Source organism: Kribbella hippodromi (assembly GCF_039531045.1).
Classification (GTDB): domain Bacteria; phylum Actinomycetota; class Actinomycetes; order Propionibacteriales; family Kribbellaceae; genus Kribbella; species Kribbella hippodromi.
In genome coordinates, this window is record NZ_BAAAPH010000010.1 from 1 (window position 1) to 20,724 (window position 20,724).

Annotated in this window: 16 protein-coding genes; 3 read left to right on the top strand and 13 right to left on the bottom strand. The window is 69.8% G+C overall.

Annotated features, from left to right (window positions below):
• Positions 1–191 precede the first annotated feature (191 nt).
• From ABD260_RS16785 to ABD260_RS16845, 13 genes are all read right to left on the bottom strand, one after another.
• The gene (locus ABD260_RS16785; RefSeq protein ID WP_344234490.1) at positions 192–3,203 is read right to left on the bottom strand and encodes a hypothetical protein; all 3,012 of its coding nucleotides are present in this window, start codon (positions 3,201–3,203) and stop codon (positions 192–194) included.
• Positions 3,204–3,224: 21 nt separating this feature from the next.
• Entirely contained in the window at positions 3,225–4,187 is a 963-nt protein-coding gene (locus ABD260_RS16790; protein WP_344234492.1) for a hypothetical protein, read from the bottom strand.
• Positions 4,188–4,295: 108 nt separating this feature from the next.
• A complete protein-coding gene (locus tag ABD260_RS16795) occupies positions 4,296–4,949 on the bottom strand; it encodes a hypothetical protein (RefSeq protein WP_344234493.1) in 654 nt (217 codons plus the stop codon).
• 21 nt (positions 4,950–4,970) lie between these two features.
• Positions 4,971–5,756 (bottom strand): TadE/TadG family type IV pilus assembly protein, encoded by a 786-nt coding sequence (locus tag ABD260_RS16800; protein WP_344234494.1) that lies wholly within the window; start codon positions 5,754–5,756, stop codon positions 4,971–4,973.
• Positions 5,743–6,255, bottom strand: coding sequence for a TadE/TadG family type IV pilus assembly protein (locus ABD260_RS16805; RefSeq protein WP_344234496.1), 513 nt, complete (start codon positions 6,253–6,255; stop codon positions 5,743–5,745). Before ABD260_RS16805 ends, ABD260_RS16800 begins: the two co-directional genes overlap by 14 nt.
• A gap of 8 nt (positions 6,256–6,263) precedes the next feature.
• Positions 6,264–6,692 (bottom strand): TadE family protein, encoded by a 429-nt coding sequence (locus ABD260_RS16810; RefSeq protein ID WP_344234497.1) that lies wholly within the window; start codon positions 6,690–6,692, stop codon positions 6,264–6,266.
• An 11-nt stretch (positions 6,693–6,703) separates the two neighbouring features.
• Positions 6,704–6,922, bottom strand: coding sequence for a hypothetical protein (locus ABD260_RS16815; RefSeq protein WP_184833073.1), 219 nt, complete (start codon positions 6,920–6,922; stop codon positions 6,704–6,706).
• A gap of 100 nt (positions 6,923–7,022) precedes the next feature.
• Complete coding sequence (locus tag ABD260_RS16820; protein WP_344234499.1) at positions 7,023–7,943, bottom strand: type II secretion system F family protein; 921 nt, start codon at positions 7,941–7,943, stop codon at positions 7,023–7,025.
• Positions 7,940–8,788 carry a type II secretion system F family protein gene (locus ABD260_RS16825; RefSeq protein ID WP_344234500.1) on the bottom strand — a complete coding sequence of 283 codons (849 nt, stop codon included), beginning with the start codon at positions 8,786–8,788 and terminating at the stop codon, positions 7,940–7,942. Before ABD260_RS16825 ends, ABD260_RS16820 begins: the two co-directional genes overlap by 4 nt.
• A 61-nt stretch (positions 8,789–8,849) precedes the next feature.
• Positions 8,850–10,160 (bottom strand): TadA family conjugal transfer-associated ATPase, encoded by a 1,311-nt coding sequence (locus tag ABD260_RS16830; RefSeq protein WP_319039508.1) that lies wholly within the window; start codon positions 10,158–10,160, stop codon positions 8,850–8,852.
• The gene (locus ABD260_RS16835; RefSeq protein WP_344234501.1) at positions 10,157–10,957 is read right to left on the bottom strand and encodes a hypothetical protein; all 801 of its coding nucleotides are present in this window, start codon (positions 10,955–10,957) and stop codon (positions 10,157–10,159) included. Before ABD260_RS16835 ends, ABD260_RS16830 begins: the two co-directional genes overlap by 4 nt.
• The gene (locus tag ABD260_RS16840; RefSeq protein WP_184833083.1) at positions 10,957–11,691 is read right to left on the bottom strand and encodes a hypothetical protein; all 735 of its coding nucleotides are present in this window, start codon (positions 11,689–11,691) and stop codon (positions 10,957–10,959) included. The genes ABD260_RS16835 and ABD260_RS16840 overlap by 1 nt, the downstream gene beginning before the upstream one ends.
• 52 nt (positions 11,692–11,743) lie before the next feature.
• Positions 11,744–12,205: a hypothetical protein gene (locus ABD260_RS16845; protein WP_344234502.1), complete on the bottom strand. Its 462-nt coding sequence runs from the start codon at positions 12,203–12,205 to the stop codon at positions 11,744–11,746.
• A 154-nt stretch (positions 12,206–12,359) separates the two neighbouring features.
• On the opposite strand from ABD260_RS16845, the gene ABD260_RS16850 reads away from it, so the two are divergent.
• From ABD260_RS16850 to ABD260_RS16860, 3 genes are read left to right on the top strand one after another with little or no spacing between them, the layout of a single operon-like run.
• On the top strand, positions 12,360–19,517 hold the full coding sequence (locus tag ABD260_RS16850; protein WP_344234503.1) for a serine/threonine-protein kinase: 7,158 nt from the start codon (positions 12,360–12,362) through the stop codon (positions 19,515–19,517).
• A 43-nt stretch (positions 19,518–19,560) separates the two neighbouring features.
• On the top strand, positions 19,561–20,100 hold the full coding sequence (locus ABD260_RS16855; protein ID WP_344234504.1) for a hypothetical protein: 540 nt from the start codon (positions 19,561–19,563) through the stop codon (positions 20,098–20,100).
• 3 nt (positions 20,101–20,103) lie between these two features.
• On the top strand, positions 20,104–20,661 hold the full coding sequence (locus ABD260_RS16860) for a hypothetical protein (protein WP_344234505.1): 558 nt from the start codon (positions 20,104–20,106) through the stop codon (positions 20,659–20,661).
• Positions 20,662–20,724: the final 63 nt, after the last annotated feature.

The window sequence follows — 20,724 nt, forward strand, 5'->3', positions numbered from 1 at the left end:
CTCCCTCTGACATCCACCCGCCCCACCCCCGACACAGCCCTCACCGTCTCAGGGGTCAGCCCCTGAGGCGATGGGTTCGGCCGCGAGATTCTCGGGGGTCAACCCATCGGCTCAGGGGCTGGCCCCTCAGACGGAAGCTGGCGCGGTGGGACTGCGACCGAGGCGGGTGCGGGGTGGTGGGATTGGTTCGGTCAGGCGACCTGGGCGGGGCGGTGGTAGCCGGGGAGTAGTTCGTCTACCAGGGCGTCGGTTTCTGGTTCTGCGCCTCGGGGGGCGCCGTGTTTGGTCAGGGCGGTGTAGAGCTGGGTGGCTACGTTCGTGACGTCGGCGGTGGTGCCGAAGTGGGAGGCCAGGCGGAGGGTGGCTCGCCAGAGGTCCTCGGAGGCCGGGGCGAAGCTCAGGCCGGTTTGGAGGGCGGTGCGGGCCAGGTTGCCGTCGTTGTGGTTCAGCGACGCCTCGGCCAGGCGGAGGGCGGCGTCGACGACCGCCTCGGCCATCCGGCGTTCGATGCCGGAGGCGGCCAGCCAGGAGTAGCGGCCGCCGGGGAGGTTCGACCAGGCGGGGCCGTGGACCAGGCTGAGCGCCGTGGACAGCGGGCCGCGTGGGTCGTCGACCATCGTCGCCTGCTTGGCGAGCGTACGGAACACGTCCCAGTCGACTCGCACGATGCTCCGGTTGAGCATCCAGCGGCCGGACTCGTCGGCGTACATGGCGTCGACGCCGACCCAGCGGCGGGTGTGCTCCAGCGCGGCGTCCCGCAGTTCCTCGCTGATCCCCCGCGGCCAGATCGCCCCGGCCAGTACGTTCGGGTGTACGCCGTAGTCCTGGCTCGCCAGGAACGCGATGATCTCGGTCGACAGAGCGATCCGGCCCTCGTCGATGACACCACGCGCGTCCACCTCGACCGGACCGAGCAGATCGACCTCGACCGGGGCCGGCTGGCTCAGATCGGTGGTCGAGAACTCGTACGCCGGCATGTCCTGCTCCGTCCGGCGCTTGTCCCGCGCATCCGCTTCGGCCGCGTCGAACAGCGCGACCAGGTCGGCGAACTGCTCCGGGTTGACGCTGTGCGCGTCCACCTCGAGCCCGAGCAGCCGGCAGACGGCCTGGTTCTTCTCGTCCACCACGAACCGCCACGGCGAGTTCATCACGTCACCGACCACGACTACCGCGATGCTGCGCTTGGTGTCCGCGGCCAGCCGGTTCAGCTGGTCCTGCTCCTCCGGCGACGGCGGCGCCGACACGAAGATGATCTCCGCGCCCCACAGCGCCGCGTCCGGGTGCGACAGTCGCGCCTCGGCGACCGAGCCCACGTTCCGCCGCTGGCAGGCCTGCACCTGCGCCTCGGTCCGGCGCGTGACCTCGGCCATCGCGTCGTCCAGGCGAATCCAGTAGCTCAGCCGCGCCGGCGACAACGACGACAGGTCGTCACCGAAACCGACCATGCTGATGTGCGCGCCCTCGGACCACAGGTTCGTCGCCAGCTCGACCGCGAGCGAACCGACCACGTCGCGAGACGCGTTGTTCACCCCGCCGAACGCGACGATCCCGTTCGCGGTGTCGAGGTCGATCAATACGGTCGCGCCGTCCGCGTTCTGGCCGACGGTCACCAGCGTCGGGTACGGCGCCGGGGCGTTCACCTCGCCGCTCGGACCGTACGCCCGCCGCAACGTCCACCGCGTACCGTCCGCGATCGCCTGCCACGGACCGGGCGGCGCGGGCTGCGCCTCGTACGGGTCGAGCACGAGCGTCAGCGCCCGATCGGTCACCAATGCGGCGACCACTCTCGGCATTGTCCGCTCGAGCTGCGCCATGTCGGAACCCAGCTTGCGCAGTGAGTTGTCGACGAACTGCGCGGTCGGCACGTCGGAGGCCAGCCGCAGACCGATCTCGGTCTGCCGGTGACCGGCGGCCTTCGGGCCGGGGCCCTGCGCCCAGCCGCGGCGCCGCTTCAGCGCCAGCGCTAGACCGGCGGCGAGCAGGGTCGCGCCGAAGCCGAAGATGCCGGCTTCCTTGAGGCCGATCCCGCCGTCGTGGGCCGCGACCGGAGCCGCCGTCGGCACCCGGACACCGCCGCCCGCGGGCTCACCCTGCTCTGCCTGCCCGGCACCGGGTACGTGCGGCTCGACAGTGACATTCGGCTGGCCCGGCTTCGCGTTCTTCGCGCCCGGGTCGGTCTTCGCGGACCCGATCACGACCTTCGAGCCCGGCTCGATGCCCTGCTCCGAGTATCGGCTCGGGCCGGACTTCTCGGCGCCGATCGAGGTCCGCGCCTTCGTCTCGACGGTCGACTTCGCCGACGGCTTGACCGTGCTCTTGCTCTCGGTGGTGGACGTCTTCGGCATCACCGTGGTCTTGGTGGTGCCGTGGTCGTCGATGCTGACCCGGACCGTGTGGACGCCCGGCCCCTTCGCGTCGCTCGGCAATCGCACCTGCCAGCCCGGCATGATCAGGTCCGGGTTGGTCAGCCGGCGGCCGTCGGGCTGCAGCTTGTTCTTGTTGAGGTCGTAGATCTCCTTGTACCGGCGACCCTCGCCCAGGTACCGCTCCGCGATGTCCCAGAGGCAGTCGTAGTTCCGGCCGTGCGGCGGACGGACCTCCGTGTACTTGACGACCTGCCCTTTGTGGTCATGGTTCGTACGCACGCCGGTGGTGGTCTTCGTACCGGTCATGAGCTTGCTGGCGGCCTCGGTCTGGCGGAACTTCGCGGTCTCGCTCTGCTCTTCACCGTGCCGCGCGCTGACCGAAACCGGAGCGGCCGGACCGCTGGTGGTGACCGCGCTCGCGACCGGCAGGCTGACACCCGCGCCGGCCGCGATCAGTACGACAGTGCCGATCAGGCGACGGGCCAGGGCCTGCGAGCCGCCGCCCAGTGGAACGCGTGGAGACAGACCGTGGCCGCGGATCTCCGCCACCGCCTCGGCGACCAGACAGATCACGAAATGCAGCCAGGCCAGCCAGATGACGACCGCGATGATGCCGAGCACCGTCTCGATGCTCAGCTCACTGAACAGCATGTCCCGGCTGGGCATCTTGTCCGGCCACGGCGCACCGAAGAACCGCACCAGCACGTACGGCACCCCGCCGACGATCGCCAGGATCGCGAGCAGCGCGACGAACCCCTTCAGCCGGTCCGCACCCGGACTCCCCTGCGCCCGCTGCGGCAACCGCGCCGCCCGAACCGGCTCATTCGTCCTTACCATCGCTCCTCCATACCCCCACCATCAGCCACCAATGGCCTGAACTTCCTGCACCGGCAGACGCTGCACGGCGGTGACATTCGCCTTGCCGATCGACTTCCACCCACCCGCGTCCTTGCCGATCCAGTACGACACCTCCCAAGTGATGGTCAGTTTGACGGTATACATGCCGTCAGGCTGGTCAGCACTGGATTTCTGGTAGATGTGCTTGCACGTGTTGAGCTGGTTGTACGGATCCTTGCTGTGGTCGTAACCATCCGGCTGGTCGACCGGCGTGATCCCGACCTTGCAGTCGAAGGTGCCGGTGTTGTCACCCGGGTCGATGTTCAGGTTCACCACCATGCCGCGCATGGTGAGGTTGTGCGTCGCGTCGTACATGCCGCTCAGCATTTCCTCGGGGTCAAGCGTCCTGGTGTCGCTCTTCAGGACCTCCGAGCTTTCCCGCGTCAGCGTGAAATACGCCGGCACGTTCACCCGCGGGGTGTACGTCGGCATGATCTGCAGAGCCGGAGCCGGGTAGGTGTCGTCGAACCGCCACCAGAACTTCTTCATGTAGTCCGGGAACGGGCACTGGGCACGTTCGGCATCATCCACGGCGACGTAGGCGCGCTCGAGATGTGCCCTCGGGCCGCCGTTGTAGCTGTCGAGCTCGTAGTCCGTGATCGTGATCCGCAGCGCCCAGGACTTGCCCTCGGGCGCCTTCGGCAGCCGGATGCCCTGCGGGATCTCGAAGTCGCGGCAAGGAATGAAAGGCTTGCCGCCCAGCTTCTCCCGCCAGGTCGGCGGCGGCCCCGGGTTCGTTCCCGACGGAATGTAAGCCACTCCGGAGCTGCAGTAAGCGCCGAAGCCGACCGAGTTCACGTACATGCTGCACACCCGGTTGCCGGTCTGGATCGTGTCCGCGAACGCACTGGACGTGGGACCGACCGTCAACAAAGCCAGGACCGCACTCAGGGTGAGTAGTGTGCGGGCGACTCGGTTGTGCATCCTCACTCCCCAGGCTTGGCTATCCGCAGGTTATCTTCGGTCAGGGGCATCATGCCCGTTGGCGAGTAGCCCGTCACCTATTCGGAATGTTCATTTCGACGTTCTGATCTAGGCCGGATAGTGCACGTTTGCGCAGTTCACGCCCTTGGCCGAGCCGAGGCGGTACGGGAGCCAGCCGACGCCGGTCTTGATCATCTCGATGACCTCCGCGGAGCCCTTCGGTGTCACCACCGTCCAGCGTTTGCCACGCGGATCCCAGTACTGGGTGGTCTGTGAGCGGCAGGTTTGTACTGCCACCGTGTCGTCCGGCGTGCTGTGCGCGCCGACGACCACCACGCTGCCGGGCGGCCGCATGATCCAGCCGTTGCGCTGCGCATCGAAGATGCCCTGGGACACATCGGAGTAGAAGAACGACGGGAACTTCTGCTTCAGGATCGTGTCGTCCTTCGAGACCAAAGCCTGGAAGTACAGCGGGTAGCTGGTCACGAGGCCTTGGACGGCCGGATTGGACGCGTAGTTCCCGGCGACCACGATCACCTGCTTGGTCTTGGCAGTCGGCTTGGCAGTGGAGGCAGGCGGTTCGGTGGGCGCCGCAGTCGTCTTGCTGGGCGCGGATGAGGGCGCGGGCGTCGCCGACGTCGTGGTCGGGCCGGCGTCCCCGCCGGCGGGGACCGGGAGGCCGCCGTCGTTCGAGCCTTTGCTGCACCCGCTGACCAGGACGACCCCGGCGAGAAGTGTGGCCGGAAGGGCAAACCTACGCACGAAAGAACAGTCCTCCGGTGTCTAGCGCCGTGGCGGCGAGGTCGAGGTGGGTGCCGACGAGGGGCCGGATGACGGGCCGCCGGTCGGCGGGGAGCTGGGCGGCGGCGAGCTGGACGGGTCCGGCGGCGGCGTCACGTTCGGCGTGCAGGTCGCCGGGAACGGGAACGGCGACAACGTCCAGGTAGGCGTCGGCGAACCGACCGTCCAGCTCGGGCACGGCAGGTCGATGGTCGGCGGCCGCGCGGTGGTGATCGGCGCGCCGGGCCCGTCCGTGGTCGGGTTGACCACGATCGGCGGAATGCTCGGGCTGTCGTCGGCCTTCTCCACGCCTTGCTCAGCGTGCGCCTGCCCGGTACCGGAGGCTTTCAGTGAGGTCTTGCCGATCAGCCCGAGGAACGTGGTCTTGTTGGCGATGTCGACCTGGATGTCGATCTCTTTGTCGGTCAGCACGGTCGGCCCGCAGTTGGTGACCGCCGGGTCGTTGGCGCGTACCTGCCCGCAGAACGCGGCGATCGCGGCGGCCGCCTTGGCCGGGTCGATCTTCGCCTCGGCCACGTTCAGCTGGATCGCGGCCGCGCCGACCCGGGCGGCCTCCTGGGCGTACCCGACCGCGCGCGACCGGGCGCCCAGCTGCCGGCCACCGTCGATGACGAGGCCGGCCAGGGTGAAGATCATCACCGCGAGGATCGCCACCGCCGGGCTGAGCGCGCCGCGGGCGAAGAGCCGATGGTTGCCGGGCGCATCGATCCGGAAGAACTCGACCACTCGGGACCGGTGCCCGTCCGGCGTGGACTCAGGAGCCGTCACCGCGCACCCCCCGGTACGGGTCGAGGGACGACGTGAACCGTTTGGTGATGGTGGTGTCGCCACCGAGCCCGAGCAGGCCGAGGTCGCGGTAGTTGATCGTGCAAGTGACTTCGACCGACAACGGCTGCCCGGCCACGAACCCGGTGGTGATCGAACCGGCCGCGGTCGCCTTGCAGGACTTGACCCCCTGCCCCATCGCGTCACTGACGGCCTGGTCGACCCGGCTCTGGGCTTCGGGCAACGATCTCGCCTGGCTGGCGCCACGGGCACCGTCGCGGGCCGCGCTCTCCAGCAGCGACGACGTCTGGAAGTACCTTCCGCAGGCGAGCAGGAACATGAACAGCAGGAGCAGCACCGGCGCCAGGATCACCATCTCCAGCGCCATTGTGCCGCGGTCGCTCCGCCGGTGCCGGCCGATGGTCTGGACGCGTTCCAGCGGCCCGGCGGCGTGCACCGGCCGGGCGTGCCGGGCCGGGCGGCGGATCCCCAGCAGCGTCATCTGTTCGCTCACTTGTCGGCTTCGAACTGTTCTATCCGGCCGGTCGCGGTCCGGCTCACCTTCAGCGTCAGGCCTGGTACGAGCGACACGGTCTCACCGGTGACGGTGAACGAAACCATGCCTTCCGGGCTGTTGTACGAAGGGAACGGCACCTCCGTGTGCTGCAAGGTGGTCCCGCCCAGCTGCGCCGCGTACGACTGGATGTCGGACCGCACTTTCTCCCCCACCCCGGTCGTGTACACGGGTGGCTGGACGAGCCGCAGCCGGGAAACGCCCTCCTGGGCGGCGTTGAGCGCGACGGACCGCCCGTACAGCCAGAGCGCGGTCTGGATGGACAGGAAGATCAGCGTCAGGATGGCCGGCGCGAGAATCGCCAGCTCCAAGGTGCTGACGCCACGCTCCGACCGCCCGCGCCGCCGGCGGAGCAGTCGCCTCATCGGTCCGGCCGTCAGCCCTGGTCGATGTCGGCGGTGTGCTTGCTGATGACCTTCTTCACCACTACGCCGATCGCGAGCGCGGCGACCACCAGGATGCCGGAGATGATCGCCCACTCCAGGGCGGACGCACCGAGCTCGGTGTGCCCCTGCCGGGCCCTGGCCCGCTGGGCCTTCGCCCGCGCGACCGCGTAGCCGGTCATCGCTCGCCAGAACATCAACTCCGAGGTCATCCGCATGCCTTCCAGATCGTGAGGCCGAACCAGGCCTCAGTATGCCGTGTTGGACGGGCGACTCGGCCCAAAAGATCCCTTGCCCAGGTCACTGTTCGGCCTAACTTCCGAGGATGGCCACCCCGGCCGGAAAGGCCAGGAACAGGAAGAACGCCGCGATCATCACCAGCTGCGCGACGAGCATGGACTGAGAGCGCTCTCCGGCCTTGCCTTCGACATCGGCGAGCTCCTTCCGCCGCAGCGACGCGGCCCGGGCCAGCAGCGAGGCCCGGATCTTCGCGCCCTCGTCACCGGCCAGCGCCAGCGCGGAGGCCAGGTCGCGGAGCTCGTCGACACCGAGGTCCTCGCCGAGCCGGGCCATCGCGTCCCAGGGCGTGATGCCGATCAGCCGCGCGTTCGCGAGCGCCTGCCGGATCCGCGCCATCGCCCAGTGCTCGCCGATGGTCGACGCGGTCATCAGCGCCTCCGGCAGGCCGCGGCCGCCGGCCAGGTTCATCGCGACCAGGTCGAGGAAGCTGCCGACCACGTGCCGGAAGTCCCGCCGCCGCTTCTCCGCCTGCTGGCGAAGGGTCAGGTCGGGCAGGAAGAACGCCAGCGCCATGAAGGCAACGGTCACGATCGCCGGGGCCGCGCCCGGTGCGCTGAACCCAATCGCGGCGAACAGGAACAGCACGATCGGGATGAAGATCAGTGCGCCGAGCGCGAAGAACACCTTGGTCGCCAGCATCGCCGCGAACGGCTGATTCATCACGGCGAGGTCGCGGCGCAGCTTCCCGAACGCCCAGCCGCGCGCGTTCGCCTCGGCCTCCAGCCGCCGGCCGAGCGACTCCCGGGCCCGGTCGACGCCGCCCAGGACGCGTTCACCGGCCGCGCTGGTGGTGGCACCGCTGGTGTACCCGCCACGGCCGGCGTCGATCCGCGCGATCGTGGACAGCACATTGGCCCGTGGCTTGATGAACATCCGCACCAGCACGTACACACCGAGTCCGGCCAGGCCGCCGGTGATGAAGGCCCACGTCATCCGCTCACCACCTCCATCCGCTGCTCGCCGCTGCCGCTCATCCGCTGGTCCCTCGACGTACCGATCAGGAACCGCTCCGGCACCTCGATCTTCGCCAGCCGGCGCAGCCACAGCAGGCCGAGCGCGTACAGGCCGATGACGATGCCCAGCACGACCTGGCCGATGAAGCTCGTGTACGGGGCCATGTACGTCGGGTTGAACAGCACCAGTCCGGCCGCCATGATCAGCGTGATCGCGACCACCACCTGGACACTGCGCCGGGTCGATCGACGCTCTGCCGCGACCTTCCGGCGTACGTCGAGCTCCTCCCGCGCCGAGTCGGCCAACGCGCTGAGTACCTCACGCAGACCGGGTCCGCGCAGCCGGGCGTTCAGGACCAGGGCCGCGACGATCAGGTCGGCGGACGGGTCGTTCAGGTCGTCGGCGAACCGCATCAGGGCCGAGGGCAACGGTTCGCGGATCCGCAGCCGGTCGACCAGCAGGTTGAGGCTCGGCTTGATCGCGGGTGCCGCGTTCACCGCGGTGGCCGGGATCGCCTGCTCCAGGCCGACCGCGCCGGCGATGGTGTCGCGGAGCGCCTCGGTCCAGGTGGCGAGCGCGTCGAGGCGATCGATCGCGCGCCGTTCCTCACCGGTGCCGCCGAAGAACCGGTCGGCCATCGCGGCCAGCAGACCAAGGGCCACCGCGAGTACGAGCCAGCGGGTCACCACCAGTACGAGCAGACCGACCGCGACGCCGGCGCCCAGGCGGATCAGGTTCCGGCGGTGTTCGGTGCTGCGGTTGCGGAACAGCGAGGGGGTGTCGTCCTTGGGCTCCGTGCCGCGGAGCGCGACGATCAACAGCATCACCGCACCACCGACCACGGCTCCGCAAAGCAATGCCGCCAACGTAGAGGGAGTCATCGCATCACGCCCACGTTCCGTGGACCAGCGGCTGGTAGCCGAAGTGTTCGAGCTCGTCCATGCAGGCGATCGGCGCGTGCGCCGCGGCCCGGCCGTCCGGTCCGGCCGCGAACACCTCGCCGGACAGCACCCGGCCGTCCCAGCCGGTGACCTCGCGGATGCTCTCCACGTACCGGCTGAGGCCGCCGCCGCGCTGGTAGTCGTTGTGCTTGCGGATGAACACGACGAAGTCGAGCGCACCGGCGATCAGCATCTGGGTGGCGTCCATCGGCAGCCGCTCCATCGCCTGGATCGCGTACGTGCTGATCCGGTTGAACACCTCCATCGAGCTGTTCGAGTGGATCGTCGACAGCGAGCCGTCGTTGCCCTGGCTCATCGCGTTCAGCATCGTCACGATCTCGTCACCGAGGACCTCACCGACGATCACCCGGGACGGGTTCATCCGCAGCGACCGGCGGACCAGGTCGGCCATCGTGACCTCGCCGACGCCCTCGGAGTTCGGCAGCCGCTCCTCGAACGCGACCACGTTCGGGTGCAGGTCCTTGAACTCCCCCAGCCCCAGCTCAAGCGACCGCTCGACCGTGATCAGCCGCTCGTGCGGCTGGATCTCGTTCGCCAGCGCGCGCAGCAGCGTGGTCTTCCCGGAGTTCGTCGCGCCGGCGATCATGATGTTCTTCCGGGCCGCCACCGCCGCCCGCAGGAACGAGCCGACATCGTCGGAAATGGTGCCGTTGGCAACCAAGTCCTTGAGGAACACCCGGCCCAGGCGGGCGCGCCGGATCGAGATCGCCGGCCGGGACGTCACGCCCATCACGGCCGACAACCGGGAACCGTCCGGCAGCCGCAGGTCCAGCTGCGGGTTCGCCGAGTCGAACGGGCGGCTGGTCAGACCCGCGTGCGCGGCCAGCACCTGGATCAGCTCGACCAGTTCCTCGTCGCTCTCGGCGACCGGACCGGGCGTCTCCTCGCGGCCGTCGCCGTACTGCACGAAGACCTGGTCGCACCCGTTGATGTCGATGTTCTCGACCTCGGGGTCGTCGATCAGCGGCTGCAGCCGGCCGACCCCGAACAGCGCGGAGTGGATCGCACCGGCGATCTGCGCGTCGTCGTCGGGCGTCGGCGGCGTACGGCCCTCGGCCAGCTCGTACCGGGCGTGGTCCTCGAGCACCTGCACGATCAGCGACCGGGCGTACTCGCGCTCGTCCTCCGCGCTCATCGGCGGTACGCCGTTGACCTGGTCCCGGCGGCGCTGCTCGTTCAGCCGCTCCGCCACCTGCACCCGCAGCTTGCGGACCAGCTCCTGGTCAGCGCTCATCGGTACTCACCCGGCGGAAAGGCCGTGTTCGCCATGTCGTAGTCCTGCGGTGGCGGGGCGGCGACGAGGGACGCCAGCTCCGCGGTGATTTCGGTGGCGGTGCGGATCAGGGGTGTCTTGTCGAGCCGGCCGTGGCCGCGCCCGTCGAAGAACGCCGCGCCCACCGGGTCGTACGCCAAGTGCCAGCGATGCCGCACCGGAACCGACATCGCGTCGAGGACGGACCACACCTGCTTGACCGCGTCACGCTGTTTCGGGTCGGCAACCACGACAACGGCGAGTTGCGCGTCGACGTGATGCACCAGGCTGGCCAGCCGCTCCCGCAAGTGCGCCACGGACGAACCGGTCGCCGTACACATCATCACCACAAGGCGCGCGGACTGGATCACCGGAAGCTGCGGCGACGACGCACCGATCCGCCCACAGTCGGCCAGTACGTCACCGTGCTGCATCTGGTTGAACGTGATGCCGAGCGGATGCCACAGGCCGCCCATGCCACCGACCTGCTCCGGCGAACGAACACCGAGCAGGACGTCGAGACCACCGTCGAGCTGCTGGCTGTGCGCGAGGATCACCTCGTCGCCCAATCCCTTCCGGCTCGCGGCGGCCAGGCTGACCAGGCCGCGATCGGAGTTGAGCGCCGCGCCACCCGGTCCGGTCATCCGGATCGCCACATCGCTGCCGGCCGGGTCGCACTCGGCCAGCAGCACCTGCCGCGGCCAGAGCGCGCCGAAGACCAGTCCGGCCGTGGTCACCCCAGGCGAGCCCTTCCCGCTCGCCAGTGCCACCAGCGCCATCAGTTCGACCCGCTTTGCGGTACGTCGGGCGGCGTACCCGGCGGAAGCTTCGCGAGGATCAGCGACTTCGCCGCGGCGGCCGCGCTGACCACGGTGATCTTGTTGTCCGGAACGAGAATCGTCACGTTCAGCGAGCTGTTCGCGGACGTCTTCGCGTCCGTGATCGCGCCGGACACCGACGTCACCGTGGCAGCCATCACGAGCGGCGTGGCCGCGGTCTCCGAGTTCGCGGTGGGTACCCGGACCACCCGCACGATGTCGCCGACGAGCAGCCCGTCGGACGGCGCCCGGCCGGCCTCGAGGGTGACGCCGACCAGGGCGCCACCCGGCGGGATCGGCTGCGTCGCGTCCTTGGTGAAGTTGTTCTTGGTGATGAACTGGTCCTTGTACAGCCAGGTCGTCGTGTACCGGCCGATGTACTTGCTGGCCTCCGACCACGGCACCAGCCCACCGGTCGCGCCGGCCAGGTCACCACGGGACAGGTCCTTGGCCTCGAGCTTGTGGCCGGGCGGCAGCGCGTCGGCCGAGATCGCGACGAAGTCGGACCGGTTGCCGCTGTTCAGCGCGATCAGCGCGGAACCGGCCGCGCCGAGCAGGATCAGGATCACCGCGAGCGCGGCGAGGGCGGGACGACGCTCTCGGCTGCTCGGCAGGCGGGTCGAGCCGCCACCCGCCGATCGGCCCGCTGCGCGGGCGCCTTGGGCAGGGGTACGCGTGGAGGACGAGAGACTCACGCGCCTACCGTAATGGCAGTGAGGTACCAACCAGGCACGGAGGCAGGTGCTGTTACCGGGCCGCGACGCGACTGCGCTCTGTAGTGGTCAGCAGCTCGTCGAAAGCGCCCGGCCCGCCGTACAACTGGTCTAGATAGCTGTACAGCGCGTGCAGCGCCTTGCCGAGTTCCTGCTGCCATCCGTCCCGCTCCTCCAGCCAGGTCGTCAGGGCCCGGCCGTCGGCCAGCGTGACCGCCGCGTTCACCGGCTGGACCAATCGCTCCCCCTCCGGATCCGGTACGGGGTGCGGCCCGCGGATCTTCCGGATCGCGTCCGTCAGCGCCTGCTGCTCCGCGCCGGTGAACACGTAGTCGAATCCGGCCCCGCCGTGCAGCTCGTCCAGGTACTCACTCAGCGCGAGAAAGAGCTCGACACCGTCGTACTCCGGACCGTCGTCCGCGACATGCCGGAACCGCGCGACCCAGCTGCGCGCCTCACTTACGCTCCACTTCGATGTACCAAGCCGGTCGACCATGCCGTCGATCCTAGGTAACAGACCGTCGTGAATCGTTAACATTTCGGGTAGATCGAGTAGCTGGATAGTAACCAAAAGTTTGCTAAATTCCGGAACCAGACGGTCCGGGTGACACTGGTGAGCACCCGGCCACCTATGGGGAGGGGTGTGTCTGGTGACCACGCCCACGATTTCCGCCGCGGATGCGCTGCTGCGTGCCCGCTGGGCGGCGGGAACCGCGCTCGCGATCGTGCAGCCATCCGCTGTGCGGCTGCGGAACGGCCAGGTCTGGCTGACGAGTCGCGACGACACGTTGTCGGCGCAGGTGATGCAGGGCCTGGAGGAACTGCTCAGCCGCCGGGCGGCCGACCGGGTTTCGGACGCGCGCCTGCTCGCGGAGGCGGTCGGCGTCATCGGTTCCGAGGTGGCCCGGGCGCGCGGTGAGCTGCCCGCCCGCGGAGCGACCGAGGCCCTGGACCGATTCCTGCGGGCGCCGGGCCAGGACCAGAACCGGCGGACCGAAGCGGAGGCGATGCTCCGCGTCGCGCTCAGCGCCGCCGCCGCCGACGACCGGGACGCGGCCGAACGGCTGCGCCGGCTGCCGGGATCGCAGGCACCGGTGTCCTTCACCCGGATCGTGTCGGCCTCGGCCGAGATCGAGCGCGACGCGCAACTGCTCGGCGCCGCTCCCAACCAGAATCCTGCCCAGAATCCGGCGCAGGAATCGGCGCCCGGCCCGGCGCGGCAACGGTCCGGCGCCCGGCCGGAGGTCGGCAGCAACCACCGGCGGGCCGAGGGCCGCCGGGTCTTCACCCCGCGGGTCCGTGGCACCAGCCTGAACGCCGACGCCAACCGGCGTCCGGCCGCCGATCCGATCCTGGCCGCGACGACCGCGCTGAACACGCTCGGCGGGATGAGCGAAGTGGACCTCGCGTCCGCGTCGGTGACCGAGCCACCGGTCATCGATCTGCAGAACCAGCGGGCAATCCTGCGGACCACGGTCAGCGAAGCGCCTCAGCACGTACACATCGAGGTCGGCTCGACCACTCTCGGCGCGACCGCCCAGGGCATCGTCCGGGCCGGTACGGCACAGCAGCCGCATGTACTCCGGCTTCCGCCCGGACTTGGCGACGCCGAGATCCGGTACGCGCTGACGCACCAGCTGGCGCTGCTGACCCAGGAGATCTCGGCCGCCCAGGCGGAGCGGCCGCGCGGGGTGCTGGGCCGGCTGCGGTCGGTCTTCGGTCACGATCGCCGGGACCGCCGGCTGCACGCCGACTACGCCGCCTTCCAGGTGACGGTCCGGGACTGGCACCAGACCCGGAACGAGACGCTGGCGCACGGCCGCCCGAGCGGTCCGCGCACACTCGAGGACCTCGAACGCGACCTGAACGGCCTGGCCCGGACGATCCGCCGGCACGGCGGCACCCCGCCCACGCTCCCCTGGGAGCCGGGGGCGATGCTCGGCGCGGACGTGGCCGCCTTCGGCGTCGCGGCGGCCCGGGCCAGCCAGAAGCCCGCCCGGAACTCCGTCGCGCACCTGCGGGCGGAGGTGGTCACCCAGATCGAGTCGCTCGAGTCGGCGGTCGCGGAGCTGAAGAAGCAGTCGGCGACCAAGGCCGGCACCGCCGAGATCGCGACGAGCGAAGCCGAGGCGAGCGAGACCGAGGCCGCGGCGGAGGACGAGCAACTCGACCTCACCGCGCCCGAACGGGCCCGCGCGCTCCGCAACACCGCCACCACCCAGCGGAACAAGGCCCGTCGTCACACCGAGATCAGCGGGGCGTACGCCGCGGCGGCCGGCGAAGCGCAGAGCGCACTCGACTCGTACCGCGATCTCCTGAGCGGTATCGACGCCGGTGAGCCGCAGGCCCGCCTCGGCCAACTGGCCGGCGCGGCGCACCAGCAGGTCGGCGTGTACGAGCGCAGTCGCGAGGCCGCGCTTCCGGTCAAGGACATGCTGCTGACGGGCGTACCCGAAGGCCAGCCGCTCGACCTGCCGGTCAATGACATCAACCGCATGCTCGCGGCCAACGGCATCCGGCGCCGGATGCCGACCCGTGGCCCGCTGCCGCTGCCGAGTGCGGAGTACCGGCGGCTGCTGTCGGAAGACGGCATGGTGTTCAGCGTCCCCGGCGACGGTGACGGCGACCTCGGCAGCATGCCGCAGGTACGCCTCCGGATGCGGCCGCGCAACATTCGCGAGATCACCAACCGCGACTTCGACATGGCCGAGCAGATGTCCGGCACCCTCGGCGAGGGCGGGACCTCGGTCGGCACCACGAACACCCACTCGACCGGCCTGAACATCGGCGTGAACCTGCAGGTGCCGCTCGCGCTGGCCGCGCCGGGCACGCCCCTCCACGCCGCCGCGCAGGTGCTCTCGCCGAAGGTCACGGTCAGCCGGGGCCGCACGCTCGCCGACAACAGCGGCGCGACCGGGCACTACCAGTCCGGCTGGGTGAGTGACAACCGCGGTGAGTCGGTGCTGTGCGAGTGGGACGGCGTGCTGGAGATGGAGGTCCGCAGCTCGCCGTACGAGGAATGGTCGCCGGTCGAGAGCATCGACGCCGGGCAGCAGCAGACCTGGGTGTCCAGCGCGTACACCGTGAAGGCGCCGGCCCAGACGGTCACGCTGGCCGAGATCGGGCGCGGTCAGGACGTCACCGGCGCGTTCCCGCGGCACACCGTCGACAGCATCGACGGCCTGCAAGGTGTCGCCGAGCGCCTGACCAAGCGGGCGCAGGCGCAGTACGGCGACCTGGACGAGATTGCGTACAACCACATCGCCGGCCTGATCGTGAACGACAGCCCGCGCCTGCTCCGTGAGCTCAGCCAGCCGGGCGGCATCACCCGGAGCTTCAACGGCCAGGACGGCAGCGAGTACGAGCTGACGTGGGAGCTCGAACCGGTCTGGAGCAGTGTCGAGCTCAAGGGCGAGTCCAGTACCGAGATGTGGATGGAAGAGGTACTGGTCGACTTCGCCGGCAACAGCGCCAGCCAGACGTACGGCGCGTCCCTGACCGGCACCGGCTCGCTCGGATTCCCCGGTGTGCTGGACAAACAGCACCCGGTGGCGGCGGCGACCGCGCTGAACAACGTCTTCGGGTCCGGCGTGAACATCGGCCCCAACGTGTCCGCCGGACGCAACGTCACCCGGACGGGCGGCCAAAGCGTCAGTACGACCACGATCACGCCGTTCGTGCACCGGTTCCAGGGACCGACGCAGGGTGTCGTGATGCGCTTCGAGCCGCGCGCTTCGCTGCGCAAGATCGGCGACGCCCGGCCGCCGATTGTCGAGCGGGGCCCGTGCACGGGACACCTGCGGGTCGCGGAGAACGACCTGCTCCGGGCCGGTGGCCGCGCGGACGCGAAGGCGATCGAGCGGGACGAGACCGGCGCGATCCGGACCGACAAGGAGGGCCGGGCGCTGCTTCGCGGTGACCCGGCGCCGCCGACCGGCCCGCAGTCGGCGCCGCCGTGGATGGGCCGCGGCGAGAACAAGATCCGCGGCGTCGGAAAGGCGCTGCCGCAGAACATCGTCGGCGCCGACGAGGCCCGCGCGGACGCGCTGGCCGGGCTGCGCAAGCTCGGCCTGGTGCCGGAAATCGACGAGAAAGGCCGCCCGGTCGGCAACGCGACCCGGGCGCAGCACGCGAACTACGAGCGCGTGATGACGAACATCAACGCGCCGCGGCTCGAGGCCGGCGCCGACCAGGCCTGCCAGGGCGGCCTGATCGTGATGCTGGAGGACACCGGTTTCGCCGGGACGCCGCGCTGGCGGCCGTACCGGCTGACCATGCGGCAGAAGCACGACCAGACGACCGGCAGGTTCCAGGCCGAGGGCCTTGGCACCAGCACCAACGAGAACATCGTCAAGCTGGCCATCAGCTCGCAGGCAAGCGGCCGGTCCATCAGCCGGTCGAAGTCGATCCCGTGGTCGGCCGGTGTCGGTGGTTCGCACGGACCGGCCGAAGGGCTCCGCGGCTGGATCGGGAAGCTGGGCGTCAAGTTCAGCAAGACCGCGGTCGGCCGGTCGTGGAGCTGGTCGGTGGACGACCGGATCAACCAGGCGCCGCTGACCGAGAGCGCCGAGACGCTCGTCAAGGTCCGCGAAGATGTCGTGATCGAGTTCGCCGAGATCACCGACCAGGGCGACGCCGAACCGCTGGCGCGGGTCGACGGCACCATGGACGTCGCGTACGAGAGCTCGCTGGCGAACGCCGCCGAGCCGGTGTTCGAGGAGAACCCGGCCAAGCCGCACGACCAGGCCGTCCAGCAGGCCCTCCCGGTCGCCGTGGACGCGGGCAACATCGCCGACGAGATCTGCGCGGCGATCCCCGCGATCCGGTCCGACTCGACCGCGCTGCCGGCGCTGCACGCCGCGCTCGGACCGTCCAGCCTGGTCGCGAACCGGGAGTGGATGAACGGGAGCTACCGGCTGCCCTTCGTCGTCACGCAGGCGCCGGGCAACCCGGTGCACGCCTTCAAGGACGGCACCATCCTGCCGCAGGAGTACCAGGTCGTCATCCGTGGTGAGGCGGCCAGCCTGACCCATGTCGCGATGAACAAGCAGGTCACCGTCGACATCAACTTCACCATGAGCGCGGTCGGGCACACCTCCGGCACCTCGAAGTCCGGTGGGTTCAGCGGCAACCTCGGCGGCGGGATGGGCGGCGCGGACGGTACCCAGACCACCGGCGGTCTTTCCCTCGGCCGGACCACCGGCACCTCGCAGTCGACCACGATCAGCGAGACGTCGGGTGAAGAACGGCTGCTGATCAACCCGGGGCTGCACCACGAGTTCCTCGAGCGGCACAAGATGTACGCCGACATCGTGCACAACGGCCAGGTGGTCCGCACCGTCGAGCTTCCGGACGCGCTCGTACAGAAGGCGATGGCCGAGCGCCGGGCCCTCGAGCTGTACGCGAGCGGCAAACTCGACCTGCCGCTGTGGGTGGCCGAGGACGCCTGCGAGCGGTACCTGAACGACAAACTCGAGCTGCCGGAGCGGACCGCGAGCGGGTTCATCCGCCGGTACAAGCTGGAGAAGGACGGAGTCACCACCGGGCTCGCCGCGACCCACACTGCCGAGCGGCTGGCCGCGAAGCTGCGCGAGCAGTACCGCACCGATCCGGACGGGAACCAGACCGGGGACGACCGCCTCACCGCCGCGCTCGACCAGGCCGATGTGATCGCACAGCAGGTCCGGGCGATGCACGCCTCCGACGCGTACCAGCACAGCCTCGGCGGCGCGGACATCGAATCGCTGGTACTGGCCGACGACCCGGACAAGATGGTCGACCTGCGGACCCAGCTCGAGCCGCAGATCGACCAGGTCGCGCCCGGGCTGCGCAACGCCAGCTACGTGCTGCAAGGCGCGCTGGACGTCAACTTCAAGCCCCGTGGCTTCCACGGTCACATCGAGAACATGCTCGGCCCGGACGGGGACTACATCCCGGTCGAGGTACCGATCCAGGGCCAGAACGGGCCCGACGTGCTGCTCAACCACGTGACCGCGCGGTTCACCGGTGAGATGCAGGTCCGCGCCGTCCTGGTCGACGAGGAAGGGAACATCCTCCGGGACAAGGACGGCAAGCCGCGGCTCGCGACGGAGGACGCCGGTGGCGTCGAGCAGACCTACGACTACGAGCAGGAGGACCGGTCCGCGAGCCACACCACGTCGATCACCGGCGGTGTCGACGGCGGCATGCCGGGCGCACTGGGGGCCGGCTCGGCCGGCCTGTCGACAGACCTGACCACCACCGACACCCACGGCGACGGCATCCAGAATACCAACCTGCGCCGCAACGGTGTCTTCGTCCGGCACCTGGTCGAGCGCGAGGTGGTCTTCACCACCGAGGTGATCCGGATTCGCAACGCCGGCGCGGCGGCGATGGCGAGCGCCCGCTGGAAGCTCGGCAAGATCGACCCGAAGGACGTGACGATCAGCTCCGGCAAGCAGGAGCTGAAGGCCACGCTGTCGCTGATGATGCCGAAGGGCGAGCTCGCCGACGGCCCGCGGCCGGCCGAGCAGGAAGCCGCGCAAGCGGTCGAGTCGCAGGCCGATCACCGGTCGTTCCGGCTGCCCGAAGGGGCGATCGCGCTGCGGTACATACCGCACGGAAGAGGTCTGGCGAAGCACGACCAGCTGTACCGGAACCTGACCGCGATCCTCCGGCAGCCCGAGTACCTCGGCCGGCGCGGGATGGCGGAGTTCCGGCACTTCGTCCGGCCGATCCTGAAGCCGACGTCACTGAAGGCGAAGATCGGGCGGCTGATGCACGGCGGGATCGACCTGCCGCCGCTGGCCCGGCCGGGCAACGGGAACTCGATGGTCAGCGTCACGATCAAGGCCGAGCCGACCGGCTTCGAACTGGACGGCGTGGACGGAGCGCCGACCGAGGGCCAGGAAGGTCATGTCTGGCGTAGTCAGCGGGCAGCGCGGAAGTCGCACTCCCGGAACCGGCGGACTCCGGTCGCCGCGAACGCCGGGATCGACGCCGGCCTGGTCTCGGTCGGCGGCTCGATCGGTGAGCAGGTCAAGGAGCAGTCCTCGGACGGGTACGGCTCCCGGCTCGAGGGCAGCCGCTTCCTCGAAGGCCAAATGGTGACGGTCCGGATCCCGGTCATGTTCAACGCGACCATCCGGACCACGAGCGACAACGGCCGTGGTGAGCAGGTGGTGCGGAAGAGCGACCACTTCCCGAACGTTGCCCAGGGCCAGATGTACGTGAAGATGCTCGGGCACCGGTACCTCGAGGCGCTTCGCCAGATGGAGCAGGGCGCGTCGCTGGATTCCGTACTGGCCGGCTCGCGGTTGCAGGCCGTACCGGAGAAGCTGGGCAAGCCGGAGCTGCGGGCGACCGAGTACGCGCAGGGCCAATCGGGAGCCGAGTACCGGCCGTACCGGCCGTTGCTGGATGCGATCGAGAAGGCGAAGACGGAGGGGCGGGCGGTCGTCCTGCAGGTCCGCGAATCGGACGGCACCGAGCGGCTGTACCAGGCGCTGCCGAACGGGACGATGCTCGGTGTGAACGACGGCGGGTTCGCGTCCGCGTTCTCCAGCCTGCATCCGCATCTGGCGATGATGGCCGAGGGCAAGGTCGACCTGCGCATGCTCTACAACACCTCGTCGCCGGACGGCAGCTTCAGCGCGAAGGTCGCCGCCGCGCTCGAGCAGCAGGGTGTACCGCGGGAGGTGCTGAAGCGACTCGACTACTCGACCGCGAAGGCGACCATGCCGACGGCACCGCAGCACGGCGCCCGCCCGTCGGCGGGTGCCGCGGCCGGGCACACCGTGACGACGACCAGCCATGGGCAGTCACTGTGAGGACCGTGATGACAAGGCTTCATGAGGGGACGAGAGGGACGGCATGGCATTCGCGGTAGCGCGCACCCGGGACGAGGCCGAGCTCTACCTGGAGTTGCATCCCTGCCGGGACTGCGGGTCGGACGAAGCGGACTGGGAGCAGTCACTGGTCCGGGTCCGCGGCGAGCTCGCCAGCCTGTATGCCGCGGTCTGTCCGGGGTGTTCGGCCGAACGTGAGTACGTGTTCGGGTTGCCGGCGCACGAGACGCCCGTCCGCGGCTGGCCGACCTTCGGCGGGCCGGAGCCGTCCGAGGTACTCGATGCCGGGCAGTGGCTGGACGTGGCGGACCGGGCCGCGGCGGATGTGCCGACGGACGCCGCCGAGGCCGGTAAGGTGCTGGCCGTCGCGTGCGCGGCGATCGCGGAAGTGATCAAGTTCGTACCGCCTGGTGCGGATGCCGTACCGGAGGACGAGTTCTGGACGCCCGAAGGGCGGGCGGTCCGGGCCGCGGACCCCGGGCGGTTCCGGCTCGAGCCGCTGCTGATCGCGCGCGACACCTACCAGGAGCTGGTCTCGGACATTGGCGACACAGGAGCGAGATAACCGATGCTGACCGCGAGGACCCTGACCGAAGCCCAGATCTACGTGAGCCTGGCGACCGCCGCGGACCCGGACGTCCCGGCGGTGCCGCCGGCCGGGCCGCGGCCGGGCGTGAACGTGACCGAAGGGCCGGAGGCCTGGACGTTCGCGTCCGCGGCCGGTGACATCACCGTCCGGTACGACTCCGAGCGCGCCGCGACCACGATCGGCGCCCGGTTCGGGCTCGGCAAGTCGGAGCTGATCGACGCGGCCCAGTGGGCGATCGTGTCCGCTTCGTTCGCCCGGCGCGCGCTCGACGCCGACATGGCGTACACGGGTGCCCCCGGGCAGGACGGGTCGGTGGTGGAACTGAACTGGGAGTTCGCCGCGGACGCGGTCGCGGAGGCGATCAAGTTCCTGCCGGACGGTGCCGACGAGGTGCCGGACGCGGACATCTGGACCGAGTACGGCCGGCAGGCGAAGGCCCGGCACCCGCACCTGGTCAGCCGCGCCAAGCTGTACGACGACCTCGAGTACTACCGCGGCACGCTGGAAGATTTCCGCACCTTGTACAAGCGATCCTGATGTGAGAAACGGCACCGGCGATTGTTAACTCTTCCAGTGGGATTTGTAGCGAAATATTGAACA

What these genes read in the sequence shown, in the direction of transcription:
- ABD260_RS16785 (WP_344234490.1), bottom strand. Translation starts at nt 3,203, where the DNA reads ATGGTAAGGACGAATGAGCCGGTTCGGGCGGCGCGGTTGCCGCAGCGG.
- ABD260_RS16790 (WP_344234492.1), bottom strand. Translation starts at nt 4,187, where the DNA reads ATGCACAACCGAGTCGCCCGCACACTACTCACCCTGAGTGCGGTCCTG.
- ABD260_RS16805 (WP_344234496.1), bottom strand. Translation starts at nt 6,255, where the DNA reads ATGACGCTGCTGGGGATCCGCCGCCCGGCCCGGCACGCCCGGCCGGTG.
- ABD260_RS16810 (WP_344234497.1), bottom strand. Translation starts at nt 6,692, where the DNA reads ATGAGGCGACTGCTCCGCCGGCGGCGCGGGCGGTCGGAGCGTGGCGTC.
- ABD260_RS16815 (WP_184833073.1), bottom strand. Translation starts at nt 6,922, where the DNA reads ATGACCTCGGAGTTGATGTTCTGGCGAGCGATGACCGGCTACGCGGTC.
- ABD260_RS16820 (WP_344234499.1), bottom strand. Translation starts at nt 7,943, where the DNA reads ATGACGTGGGCCTTCATCACCGGCGGCCTGGCCGGACTCGGTGTGTAC.
- ABD260_RS16825 (WP_344234500.1), bottom strand. Translation starts at nt 8,788, where the DNA reads ATGCTGTTGATCGTCGCGCTCCGCGGCACGGAGCCCAAGGACGACACC.
- ABD260_RS16830 (WP_319039508.1), bottom strand. Translation starts at nt 10,160, where the DNA reads ATGAGCGCTGACCAGGAGCTGGTCCGCAAGCTGCGGGTGCAGGTGGCG.
- ABD260_RS16835 (WP_344234501.1), bottom strand. Translation starts at nt 10,957, where the DNA reads ATGGCGCTGGTGGCACTGGCGAGCGGGAAGGGCTCGCCTGGGGTGACC.
- ABD260_RS16845 (WP_344234502.1), bottom strand. Translation starts at nt 12,205, where the DNA reads ATGGTCGACCGGCTTGGTACATCGAAGTGGAGCGTAAGTGAGGCGCGC.
- ABD260_RS16855 (WP_344234504.1), top strand. Translation starts at nt 19,561, where the DNA reads ATGGCATTCGCGGTAGCGCGCACCCGGGACGAGGCCGAGCTCTACCTG.
- ABD260_RS16860 (WP_344234505.1), top strand. Translation starts at nt 20,104, where the DNA reads ATGCTGACCGCGAGGACCCTGACCGAAGCCCAGATCTACGTGAGCCTG.